This window comes from Streptomyces montanisoli, from assembly GCF_017813245.1.
GTDB classification, from domain to species: domain Bacteria; phylum Actinomycetota; class Actinomycetes; order Streptomycetales; family Streptomycetaceae; genus Streptomyces; species Streptomyces montanisoli.
In genome coordinates this window covers 57,717-69,043 of record NZ_JAGIQL010000013.1, presented here as the reverse complement: position 1 = coordinate 69,043, position 11,327 = coordinate 57,717, and the positions used below count along the sequence as shown (strand labels likewise).

Below are 11,327 nucleotides of genomic sequence, written 5' to 3'. Positions count from 1 at the left end.
CCAGGCCGATCGTGGCGTCCCAGGTGCATCGGTGCTTGGATCTCAGTCGACTGCTCTTCCGATCTCCCCGCCTCGGCGTTCCCGGCCCCGTGGCGGCCGTGATCGAGGACGTCGCCGCCGCGTCACTCGCGGGCGCGGCCTGCGCCCTCGCGGGTGCGCGGCGGCGCGCGCACGAGGGAACGTCGGACCCCGGTCTCGACGGGGACGAGCAGCGGCCCGGTGAGTCCGGCCCGGCGGCCGGGTAGCGGCGCCGGCACAGGTCCGCTCGGCCCGACGGCGGAACGTACTGCCGGGCCTCCCCATCCCCTGCTGTCACACGGCGCCCGCACGGCCTAGGCTTCACACTGTCGTGCGACGACGGCGGAAGGGGCGTTATGGACTGGCAGGACTACGTGACACGTCTGGCGTCCATGGCCCGCGACCTGCTGGCCCAGACATCCGTGGACGCGACCCTGGAGCACATCACCACCGCGGCGACCGACCTCGTCGAGGGGTGCGACGCGGCCGGCATCCTCGTGGTCCGCGGGAAGCACGTCGAGTCGCTCGCGCCCACCGAGGCGATGGTCGTACAGTCGGATCGGCTCCAGGAGGCCAACGGCGAGGGCCCGTGCTTCGACGCGGGGCGCCACATCGGCAGCGAGCGCGTCTTCCGCATCTCCGACCTCAACGACAACCAGCCCCGGTGGCCCCGCTACGCCCCCGACGCCCGCGAACTCGGCATCGGCAGCATGATGGGGTTCCTGCTCTACACCGAGGAGCGGGCCTTCGGCGCGCTGAACATGTACTCGCGGAAGCCGGCCGCCTTCACGGCCGAGAGCGAGACCGCGGGCTGGGCCCTCGCCTCGCACGCCGCCGTCGCCTTCTCCAGCGCCCGCACGGCCGACCAGTTCCGTGAAGCGCTGGCGAGCCGCCACACCATCGGCGCGGCCATGGGCATCATCATGGAGCGCTACCACCTGCCCGAGACCGAGGCCTTCAACGTCATGCGGCGGCTCTCCCAGGAGCGCAACGTCAAGATGCGCGACCTTGCCCGGCGGGTCTGCGAAACGGGAACGCTCGACCACTGACAACGGGCCCCCCGCGGATAAGAAGGGTGGTCATGGAAGACGAATACGACGTGGACACGGCCCTCCAGACGGCGCTGGACCGGCTGACGCTGCTCAACCAGGCCGCGGGGGTGCTGTCGAGCACGCTGGACGCGGTCGAGGGACTGCGGCGCGTGTGCCGGGTGCTGGTGCCGGCGCTCGCCGACTGGTGCGTGGCGGACCTCATGGACGACGAGGGCCGGCTGGAGCGGGTCTGCGTCGCCCACCACGACCCCGGCGCCGTGCTCACCGGCCTGACCGGCACGCTGCCCACGCTGCCGGACGCGGCTTCCGGGCCGCTGTCGCGGGTGCTGCGCGGCGCGGGCCCCCTGCTGCTGTCCGCGGACCAGATGCCCGCACCCGAGACGGTTCCCGACGCGCTGTACACGATCGACCTCGACCTGTTCGAGCGGCTGGGCGGCGAGACGCTGATCGTGGCACCGCTGCGGGCACGCCGCCGGGTGCTCGGGGCGCTGACCGTGGTCCGCGACACGAGCCGTGTCCCCCTCGGCGAGGGCGACCTGGCACTGGTGGACGACCTCACCCACCGGGTGGCGCTCGCGGTGGACAACGCACGGCTGCACCGCGAGACGCAGACCATCGCCGAGCGCATGCAGCGCTCGCTGCTGCCGCCCGCGCTGCCGGTCGTCGGGGGTCTCGGGATCGCCGCCCGCTACACACCGGCCGCGGCCACCGCGCAGGTCGGCGGGGACTGGTACGACAGCTTCGTCCTCCCGCAGGGCGACACCACGCTGATCATCGGCGATGTGACCGGCCACGACCTGCGGGCGGCGGTGACGATGAGCCAGCTGCGGAACATGCTGCGCGGCATCGCGTGCGACCGCCAGGAGCCGCCGGGCAAGATCCTGGCCCGCCTGGACACCGCCGCGAGCGCCCTCTACCCGAACCAGACGGCGACGTGCGTCTACGCGCTGCTCAAAGGACCCGAGGGCGGCCCGTACGAGCTGGACTGGGCGCGTGCGGGGCACCCGCCGCCGCTCCTGATCACGGCCGACGGCGACACCTCGTACCTGGAGGACGCCCACGGCATGCTCCTCGGCGTCGACCCGCACATCGAGCGGGAAAGCGCGCACACAACGCTGCCCCCCGGCGGCACCCTGCTCCTGTACACAGACGGGCTGATCGAGCGCCGCGGCGAACCGCTCGACCAGAGCCTGACCCGGCTGCGCCAGCACGCCGCCGCCCTCGTCCACCACGACCTGGACGTGCTCTGCGACGAGCTGCTCACGGGCCTGGCCGCCGACTCCCACGACGACATCGCGCTGCTGGCCCTGCGCCTGCCGGTGGCGCGCTGAGCACCCTGACCGCGCCGCCCGCTCAGAGGTCGCCAGCGTCGTAGGCGGCGAGCGCCTCGGCGCGGCTCGGGTGCACGGCGAACAGGTCGCGGCCGCCGCCGCTGAGCGCGAGCAGGCGTTCCACCTGCACCGGCGGCGCGGCGAGCGCGAGCCGCCCGCCCGTCTCCCCCACGCGCCGCCGTATGCGCAGCAGCGCGTTGAAGCCGGAGGAGTCGCAGAAACCCACGTCGGCCAGGTCGAGTATCAGGTCACGGTGGGTGGCCAGGGCAGCGCTGACGCGTGTGTGCAGGTCGCCGGCGGTGGCGATGTCGAGCTCCCCGGCCACCGCCGCCACCGCGAGGCGGCCGCGCTCCTCGACAACTTCCACCCGCAGTTCCTCAGCCATCAGCGCGCTCCTCGGCTCGGGCCCGACACGTGGGTACGACGTACCCAGAAGCGCGCCGTCCAGCACGCCGCGGGCCCGCTTTGTGCCCGCGGGATTCGGCGCGGTGGGCGAAGGTGCGCGGGCCGTCCGATGGGTACCCGCAGGCGCACGCGAACCGCGCAACCCGAAGGAGGTACCGGGATGACGATCAGCCCGGTCGACCTGCAGAAGGCTCTGAAGGGCGCCGAGTACCCGACGAGCAAGGAGGACCTCGTCGCGCTCGCGAAGAAGAACGGGGCGGGCGGCAGCGTGGTCGACGAGCTCGACCCCGTCTCGGCCGATCGGTTCGACGGGCCGAACGACGTACAGAAGGCCGTCTTCCACGGTCGGTAGCCGGGGCGGCCGGGACCGGACGTTCACCGGGTGGTCGTGTGTGCGGTCTTCCGTTTCCGGGTCTACGCGCGCAGAGTATCCCCGCACGGCTCATTCCCCCGCCCCACACGGAGGTTGACGGATGCTCCGATCGCGCAGGTCCCGCCTGCTGATGGCCGCGGCGGCGACGTCGCTCGGCCTGCTCACCGCTGGTTCACTCACCACGGCCCAGGCCGCCACGGCCCCGGGCGCGGCCGCACCGGCCGCGTCCGCCGCCCCCGCCGCGGCCACCACGCACCGCGTGCTCTTCGACAACACCGAGGCCGAGACGGCGGGCAACGCCGACTGGGTCATCAGCACCAGCCAGCCGGACCCGCTCGGCGAGAACGCGTCGCCGTCCCGGGAGACGGACTGGACGGGCGCCCTGTCGTCCTGGGGCGTCGCGCTCCAGCGCGCGGGCGGCTACACGCTCGACACCCTGCCGTCCGGCTCCACCATCACCTACGGCGGCTCCGGCGCGCTCGACCTGAAGAACTTCGACACGTTCGTGCTGCCGGAGCCGAACATCCGCTTCACCAGCGCCGAGAAGTCCGCGATCATGAAGTTCGTACAGAACGGCGGCGGCCTCTTCCTGATCTCCGACCACACCGGCAGCGACCGCAACAACGACGGCTACGACTCCCCCAAGGTCATCAACGACCTGATGACGGACAACGGCGTCGACAACACGGACCCGTTCGGCTTCTCCGTGGACTCCGTGGACATCAACTCCGGCACTCCGCGCGCCATCGGTGACAGCTCCGACCCGGTGCTGAACGGCCCGTTCGGCAAGGTCACCGGCTCCACCATCGCCGACGGCACGACGTTCACGCTGAGGCCCGGCGACAACCCGGACGTCAAGGGCCTCGTGTGGAAGGCGGGCGCGGACACCTCGGGCACCACCGGCGCGTTCTTCGTGACCAGCACGTTCGGCAGCGGCCGCGTGGCCGTCTGGGGCGACAGCTCGCCGATCGACGACGGCACGGGCCACCCGGGCGACAACCTCTACGACGGCTGGAACGACACGGGCGGCACCAACGCGGCTCTCGCCCTCAACGCCACCGCCTGGCTCTCGGGCGACGGCTCGTCGGGCGGCACGACGCCGCCCCCCGGCGGCGGGCAGGGGTGCGACGCGGGCCAGATCCTCGCCAACCCGGGCTTCGAGTCGGGCAGCACCGGCTGGAGCGCGTCCGACAAGGTCATCTCGTCCGACCCGGCCGAGGCGCCGCGCTCCGGCTCGTACATGGCGTGGCTCGACGGGTACGGGCGGGCGACCACCAACACGCTGTCCCAGACGGTGTCCCTCCCGGCCGGCTGCACGGCGACGCTCGGCTACTGGCTGCACATCGACACCGCCGAGACCGGCAGTACCCCCTACGACACCATGAAGGTGCAGGTGCTCGGCTCGTCCGGGGCCGTGCTCTCCACCGTGGGCAGCTGGTCCAACGCGGACGCACGGAGCGGCTACCAGCAGCACACCGCCGACCTGAGCGCGTACGCGGGCCAGGACGTCACGCTGCGGTTCACCGCGACCGAGGGGTCGAAGCTGCAGACGTCCTTCGTCGTGGACGACACGTCGCTCACCGTCGGCTGAGGTTTCGCACGCAGCGCCGTGCCCGCCGCCGCTTCGGACCGCGTCCCCGCGGTCCGAAGCGTTACGGTGAGGGCGGGGACGGGTACGTAGCGCGGTGCACCATCGGCCCGGCGCACCGGCCGGAGCGAAGGAGGACGCCTCGTGCCGATGACGGACGCGCCTCCGCCCCTGCCCGGAGTGCTCGGCGACATCGCGCCCATCCTCGACCACTGGGGCTACCTGGCCGTCGGGGGTCTGCTCTTCGTCGAGGACTTCGGAGTTCCCGTGCCCGGCGAGACGATCCTCATCGCGGCGTCCGTGTACGCGGGCGCGGGTCGTCTCGACATGGCGGTCGTGATCGCCGTCGCGGTAATCGCCGCGGTGCTCGGGGACAACGTCGGCTACGCCATCGGGCGCTTCGGCGGACACCGGCTCGTCGACCGCTACGGGAAGTACGTGCTGCTGACACCGGCACGGGTGCGCAAGGCCGAGGACTTCTTCAAGCGGCACGGCGGCAAGATCGTCACCATCGCGCGCTTCGTGGACGGCCTGCGCCAGGCCAACGGGATCATCGCCGGCATGACGCTGATGCCGTGGCCGCGCTTCCTGGCGTTCAACGCGCTCGGCGCGGCGCTGTGGGTGGGCACGTGGTCCACGGTGGGCTACTTCGCGGGCCGGCACCTGGACACGCTCTACCCGCAGATCCAGCGCTACGAGCTGGTGCTCGCCGCGGTGGCCGTCGCCGTGATCGCCTTCATGGTCTTCCGCCACCTGCGCCGCCGCAGGCACGCGCGCCAGGAGGACACGGGGACCGGCGACTGAACGGGCCCGCGTCCCGCCGCCCCGGGCCGTACGCGCGGCCGCGCCCGGGGCGCAGGTGACCGGAGGTCAGCCGACGGTGGTCGTGATCTGCCCGGCGCCGCTCTCGCTCAGCCAGTCCGACCATGACAGGTTGTAGTCGGCGTAGCCGTTGTCGCCCTTGGCCTTGCCGCGCGGCGAACCGGTGACGGTGACCGGGTCGCCCGCCTTGACGTAGTTGTAGAACCACTTCGCGTCGGCCATCGACAGGTGGACGCAGCCGTGCGAGCCGTAGCCGTGTCCCGGGTTCGGGTCGCCGGTCGAGTAGTGGATGTACGTGCCGGACGTCGTGAGGTGCACGTCCCACGGCAGGGTGATGTCGTAGTAGTTCGGCGACCCCTTCGTGCAGCTGATGCCGACGCTGCACGAGGTCATGTGGACCTTCTTGGCCTTGTCGATCACGGCCATGGTGCCGTCCCACGTCGGGAACTTCGGGTTGCCCGCGTCGATGGCCAGCGTGCGGACCTTCGCGCCGTTCTTCGTGACGGTCATCGTGTGGCCCTTGACCGACACCTTGGCCTCCACGTCGTCGCCGATCGTGAAGGAGTGCTGGTAGCCGTGGACGCCGACGCGGCCGTTGCCGTTCTTCACGCCCGTCATGTCGGCGTTGAGGCTGACCTTCGTGCCGCTCGGCCAGTAGTTCTCGGGCCTGAAGTCGACGCGCGTGTCGCTGAACCAGTGCCACGCCCCGGTGATCGCCTTGGACGTGGTGATCTTGAGGTGCTTCTCCACGTCGGCCCGCGCGGACTTCGCGACGGGGTTGCTGAAGACGACCGAGATCGGCTGCGCCACGCCCACCGTGCCGCCGCGCGGGACGATCGTGTCGAGCAGCATCGGCGGCGCCGTCGGCTTCGACGGGCTCGGCTTCGCGTCGGGCGACGCCTTCGCGCTGCTCGCCGACCCCGCCTTGTTGTCGGAGGCCGAGGTCTTCGCGTCCGCGTTGCCTCCGCACGCGCTCACTCCGACCAGGACGGCACCGGTCAGCAGCGCCATTCCGATGCTGCTCCTGCGGCGGCCTATACCCACGCCCATACCTCAGCTCCCGCTCACACCACGCGTGTTGTCACGAAACGTGTTGCCACAAACTCCGACATCACGTTGGACGTGGCCGGCCGCCCGGCAGTTCCCGGACGCGGGCAAAGCGACGACAAAGTCGGGCGTGAGGGGTGTGACATGCGCGACTGTTGTGCTATCAACGCGCGAGAGCGTGCCAGCTCGGGTTGGGGACGACGGTCAGGACGGCGGAGACGAGGACGACGACGGCGAGGACGGTGACCTCCAGATACGCCTCCCGGCCGGCCGTGCCGGTGCGCCGCAGCCGCCGGCGCGCGCCGAGCGCGAGGGCGCTCGCGGCGCCCACGAGCGCCAGTTTGACCAGCAGTACCCTCCCGTACGCGCTGGTGAGTGCCACGTCGAACGGCATCTTGCGCAGCGCGGACGCGGTGCCCGTCGCGGCGAGCGCGACCGGAAGCCAGCCGGCCCGCCTGGCGTAGCGGGACAGGACGGCGTTCGCGTACGGGCGGTCGCCGCGTGCGCCGCACAGGACGCGCAGGACGTGGAACAGGCCGCCCGTCCACAGGGAGGCGGCGGTGAGGTGCACGACGGTGAGGGCCGCGCCGATGAGGGGCGTCGACTGCTCGGGGTGGGCGCGCAGGGCCTCGGCGCCGACGACGGCGGCGAGCGGTGCGAGCGCCCAGCCGGGGCGGCCGAGGGCGGCGCATCCGGCCGCGAGCAGGAAGCCGTTGGCCATGACGAGCAGGAGCCGCCCCTGGACGGTGCTGTACGCGGATGCGGCGTTCAGGCCGCTGACGCCGCACAGCAGCAGGAGTTGGCCCGCACAGGCGCCGGCGCCCGCCAGCGAGGCGACGGCGGACAGGGGGCGCGGCGCGGGCCGCGGCCGGTCCGCGCGTGAGGGGGCGCGTGCGAAGCGCGCGCCGGCGAGTTCGCCGAGGTGGACGGCGAGCGCGGCGAAGACGATCGCGCGCAGCAGCGTCGTCGTGCCGGCCGCGTGGACGGGCAGTTCGCCCGTGCCGTGGGTGGCGGCCGCGACGCCGAGCAGGGCGATGAGCGCCGCTGCCACGATGCCGGGTGCGGCGAGCCACGCCGTACGGGTGGCGCCCCGGCGCTCGTCGGGCAGGGCCGCGTCTGCTGAGGGTCCCGGAAGGCTCACCGGCCGATCATCTCCGCGCCCGGTCCGTGGCGCAGCGCGAGCACGCCATCCGGCGGACCGGCATCCGGCGCGGTGGCGCGCGCCGGCGCCGGGCGCCGGATGCGGTCGAGGTCAGCCGTCCTTGCGTGAGGCGAGGAACTCCTCGAAGCTGAGCAGCCCGTCGCCGTTGGCGTCGTGGGCGTTGATGACCGTCTGGGCGATGGACTCGGTGACGTGGTGGTCGCCGAGCTGCGCCATGAGGCTCTTGTACTCCGCCGCGGTGATGAATCCGTCGCCGTTCGCGTCGAACCTGTCGAACGCCTTGCGCGTCTCGTCGATGTCCGCCACTGCTTCAGCCCCATTCTGGTCGGGTCGTTGACGCGCCCAGATTATCGGCCCGGCCTCACCCGTTCGGCGGGGCCGTGCCCACACGTTCGGAGGGGTGGGTCAGCACGTTCGGAGGGGGCGGGTCGGCGCGTTCAGCGGTCCTGGAGGCGCATCTCGAACCAGGTGCTCTTGCCTCGGGGCAGCAGGTCCACGCCCCAGCGGTCGGCCAGCTTGTCGACGAGGAAGAGGCCGCGGCCGCCCGCGTCCATCGGCTGCACGGGCATCAGGCAGGGCAGGCCGCGCGAGGGATCGCGCACCTCGATCCTGATCCACCCTCTGCGGCGCAGCATCCGCAGGCCGAACACCCGGGCACCCGCGTGCTGCACGGCGTTGCCGACGAGTTCGGAGACGAGCAGCACGGCGTGCTCGGCCAGCTGCGGGGAGAGCGACCAGTGGCGCCGCACGACCGCGTGGGTGATGCGGCGTGCGACGGCGGCGGACTCGGGCAGGGAGGCGAGGCGCACCTCCTCCTCCGCCGGATTGCCGAACAGGTCGAGCGCCCTGAGCGCGTGTTCGTCCTCGACGGCGGGCGCCGGCCGCACGGCGACCGCGCCGCCGAGCCGTCGTGGCTGCTCCACTTTCTCCAGACTCGCCATGCCCTCCATCATGGCCGTCCGCGGGGCGCCGTGGGGGCGTTCCGCGGGATTCCACCCCCGGAATACGAGATTCCGTGCAATTGCATCGGCATATGCCAAAGGCAGGCTGTCAGCCCCGACATCCCAGCTGACCTGGGCTTAGTCGTCGTTTCGTGCAATGGAACCACCCGATCGGGCCATCGGCTTAAGTTCCGTTTAAGACGGCGAGGCCCCGCCCGGCAGGTGGTGCGAGCCGGTGCGGGGCCTCGGAAAACGACGCGCGCAAAGCGCCCTCGGAGAGCCGTCGTCGGGGGGCAGTCAGAGGAACTGCGCCTTGCCGGGCCCTTCCTCCACGAACGAGCGCATGCCGCGCTCCCGGTCCTCCGTCGCGAACAGTCCGGCGAACCAGGTGCGTTCGATCGCGAGGCCCGACTCGATGTCCGTCTCGAGACCCGCGTCCACCGCCTCCTTCGCCGCGCGAAGGGCGAGCGCGGGGCCCTTCGCCAGCCGCTCGGCCCACTTCTGCGCCTCGGTGTAGACGTCGGCCGCGGGGACCACCCGGTCGACGAGCCCGATCGCGAGCGCCTCTTCGGCCTTGACCTGGCGCCCCGTGAAGATGAGGTCCTTCGCCCGTGAGGGGCCGACGAGGCGCGCGAGGCGCTGGGTGCCGCCGGCGCCCGGGATGAGGCCGAGCAGGATCTCCGGCTGGCCGAGCTTGGCGTCGTCGGCGGCGATGCGGTAGTCGGCGCAGAGCGTCAGCTCGCAGCCGCCGCCGAGCGCGTAGCCGGTGACGGCGGCGACGACGGGCTTGGGGATGCGCGCCACCGCGGTGAACGCCTCCTGGAGCGCGCGGGAGCGCACGACCATCGCCGCGTGGTCCATGTCGCGCATTTCCTTGATGTCGGCGCCCGCCGCGAAGGACTTGCCGCCGCCGTACAGGATGACCGCGCGCACGTCGTCGCGGTCGCCGGCCTCCTGCGCGAGGTCGCGGAGCAGGTCCTGCATGGAGACGTCGAGCGCGTTCATCGGGGGGCGGTCGAGCCGGATCGTACCGACGCCGCCGGACACTTCGAGGGATACGGTTGCCATGCAGGCAGGTTAACGCCCGCTAACGACACCGGGCCCGGCGCGCCGGTTCACAGCGCGCCGGGCCCCTGTGTCTCGGCGTCAGTTCTTCCAGTCCGCCCAGGACATGTTCCAGCCGTTGAGGCCGTTGTCCGGCGCGACCGTCTTGTCGTGCGAGTTCTTCACGACCACGATGTCGCCGATCAGGGAGTGGTTGTAGAACCACGCCGCCGGGGTGCCGTTGTCGCCGCCGCCGCGCTCGTCGTGCAGGCCGACGCAGCCATGGCTGGTGTTGGACGAGCCGAAGATGCCGGTGGACGCCCAGTAGTTGCCGTGGATGAACGTGCCCGACTGCGTCAGCCGCATCGCGTGCGGCACGTCCGGGATGTCGTACTCGCCGCCGAGGCCGACGGTCTGGCTGTTCATGCGGGTCACCGGGTCCTTCTCGCTGATGACCATCTGCCCCTCCCACGTGGTGTGGCCGGGGCCGCCCGCGCTGATCGGGATCTGGCGGATCTGCTTGCCGTCGCGCACGACCTTCATGGTGTGGGCGTCCGCGTCGACGGTGGAGACCTGGCTGCGGCCGACGGTGAACTTCACCGTCTTCGACTGCGTGCCGTACACGCCGGGCCTGCCCTCGACGCCGTCGAGGTTCAGCTTGACGGTCACCTTCGTGCCGGGCGTCCAGTACTTCTCCGGACGGAAGTCGAGCCGGTCGTTGCCGAACCAGTGCCCCTCGACGGGCACCGCCGGGTCCGCCGTCACCGTGATCGCCTTCTCCACGGCGGCCGGGTCCGTGATGCCGCGCGTGAAGTTGAGCGAGACGGGCATGCCGACGCCGACCGTGGCGCCGTTCTCCGGCTTGTAGTAGCCGATGAAGGTGTTCTTCGGGGTCAGCGTGGCGAACGTGGTGTCCTTCGCGGAGACGCGGCCCTTGGCGTCCTTCGCCGTGACGTGCACCTTGTACTCGGTGGAGGACGCGAGGTGCTGCAGCGGCTGCCAGCCGGCGCCGTCCGCGGAGATCTTGCCGTCGACCGCCGCGCCCTGGTCGTCCTTCACGGTGACGGACGTCAGCGTGCCCTTGGCGACGCTGACCCGCAACGCGCCCGTCGTGGCCACCGACTTGGCGCCGTCGTCCGGCGTGACCTTGACGACGGCCTGCGACACGTCGTCCGCGGCCTTGGCCGCCGTGCTGCCCGCCTGCGCCTTGCCGTCGTCGCTCTTGCCACCGCTCGAGCCGCCGCACGCCGCGACGGCGAACAGCAGCGCGCCCAGGATGAGCGCGAGCAGCCCGGTGCCCGCCCTGCCACGGGGGCGCGCGGTCCCCTTCCGTTCACCCGTCCGCCGTCCCAGCGGTATGAGTGGCTGCCTCACGTCGGTCGTCTCCCCTCGCACGGCCTGGCACCGCCACGGCCCGCAACCCCGCGTGACCAGCGCACGCGATGGCGTTAGATAATCACACCGAAGGACGCGCGACGTTCACACGAGTGTCACCGTTCGGTCCCAACCACGGGCGGCCGGGCGTCACGCCGTCGGGGAGGTCT

Annotated in this window: 13 protein-coding genes; 6 read left to right on the top strand and 7 right to left on the bottom strand. The window is 72.0% G+C overall.

The window, feature by feature from the left end; translation table 11 throughout:
• Positions 1-35 precede the first annotated feature (35 nt).
• The 3 genes from JFN87_RS05675 (at position 36) to JFN87_RS05665 (ending at position 2,401) form a co-directional block, all read left to right on the top strand.
• Positions 36-245: a hypothetical protein gene (locus tag JFN87_RS05675; protein ID WP_209338769.1), complete on the top strand. Its 210-nt coding sequence runs from the start codon at positions 36-38 to the stop codon at positions 243-245.
• 129 nt (positions 246-374) lie between these two features.
• Entirely contained in the window at positions 375-1,067 is a 693-nt protein-coding gene (locus JFN87_RS05670; protein ID WP_209338768.1) for a GAF and ANTAR domain-containing protein, read from the top strand.
• A 32-nt stretch (positions 1,068-1,099) separates the two neighbouring features.
• A complete protein-coding gene (locus JFN87_RS05665) occupies positions 1,100-2,401 on the top strand; it encodes a PP2C family protein-serine/threonine phosphatase (RefSeq protein WP_209338767.1) in 1,302 nt (433 codons plus the stop codon).
• Positions 2,402-2,423: 22 nt separating this feature from the next.
• Here JFN87_RS05665 and JFN87_RS05660 read toward each other — a convergent pair whose 3' ends face one another.
• Positions 2,424-2,786 carry an STAS domain-containing protein gene (locus tag JFN87_RS05660; protein WP_245178797.1) on the bottom strand — a complete coding sequence of 121 codons (363 nt, stop codon included), beginning with the start codon at positions 2,784-2,786 and terminating at the stop codon, positions 2,424-2,426.
• 180 nt (positions 2,787-2,966) lie between these two features.
• Between JFN87_RS05660 and JFN87_RS05655 the strand changes: the two genes are divergently transcribed.
• From JFN87_RS05655 to JFN87_RS05645, 3 genes are all read left to right on the top strand, one after another.
• Positions 2,967-3,158 carry a DUF2795 domain-containing protein gene (locus tag JFN87_RS05655; RefSeq protein ID WP_209338766.1) on the top strand — a complete coding sequence of 64 codons (192 nt, stop codon included), beginning with the start codon at positions 2,967-2,969 and terminating at the stop codon, positions 3,156-3,158.
• Between the two features lie 121 nt (positions 3,159-3,279).
• Positions 3,280-4,770: a M6 family metallopeptidase gene (locus tag JFN87_RS05650; RefSeq protein WP_209338765.1), complete on the top strand. Its 1,491-nt coding sequence runs from the start codon at positions 3,280-3,282 to the stop codon at positions 4,768-4,770.
• A 147-nt stretch (positions 4,771-4,917) separates the two neighbouring features.
• On the top strand, positions 4,918-5,571 hold the full coding sequence (locus JFN87_RS05645) for a DedA family protein (RefSeq protein ID WP_209338776.1): 654 nt from the start codon (positions 4,918-4,920) through the stop codon (positions 5,569-5,571).
• Between the two features lie 66 nt (positions 5,572-5,637).
• Here the strand turns inward: JFN87_RS05645 and JFN87_RS05640 are convergent, their stop codons facing one another.
• From JFN87_RS05640 to JFN87_RS05615, 6 genes are all read right to left on the bottom strand, one after another.
• Positions 5,638-6,600, bottom strand: a complete 963-nt coding sequence (locus JFN87_RS05640; RefSeq protein WP_372449186.1) for a L,D-transpeptidase — start codon at positions 6,598-6,600, stop codon at positions 5,638-5,640.
• A gap of 199 nt (positions 6,601-6,799) precedes the next feature.
• Positions 6,800-7,777: a CopD family protein gene (locus JFN87_RS05635; protein WP_307865315.1), complete on the bottom strand. Its 978-nt coding sequence runs from the start codon at positions 7,775-7,777 to the stop codon at positions 6,800-6,802.
• Between the two features lie 111 nt (positions 7,778-7,888).
• On the bottom strand, positions 7,889-8,104 hold the full coding sequence (locus tag JFN87_RS05630) for an EF-hand domain-containing protein (RefSeq protein ID WP_209338763.1): 216 nt from the start codon (positions 8,102-8,104) through the stop codon (positions 7,889-7,891).
• 131 nt (positions 8,105-8,235) lie between these two features.
• On the bottom strand, positions 8,236-8,739 hold the full coding sequence (locus JFN87_RS05625) for an ATP-binding protein (RefSeq protein ID WP_209338762.1): 504 nt from the start codon (positions 8,737-8,739) through the stop codon (positions 8,236-8,238).
• Between the two features lie 297 nt (positions 8,740-9,036).
• Positions 9,037-9,807, bottom strand: coding sequence for an enoyl-CoA hydratase/isomerase family protein (locus JFN87_RS05620; RefSeq protein ID WP_209338761.1), 771 nt, complete (start codon positions 9,805-9,807; stop codon positions 9,037-9,039).
• Between the two features lie 78 nt (positions 9,808-9,885).
• On the bottom strand, positions 9,886-11,136 hold the full coding sequence (locus JFN87_RS05615; RefSeq protein ID WP_245178808.1) for a L,D-transpeptidase: 1,251 nt from the start codon (positions 11,134-11,136) through the stop codon (positions 9,886-9,888).
• Positions 11,137-11,327: the final 191 nt, after the last annotated feature.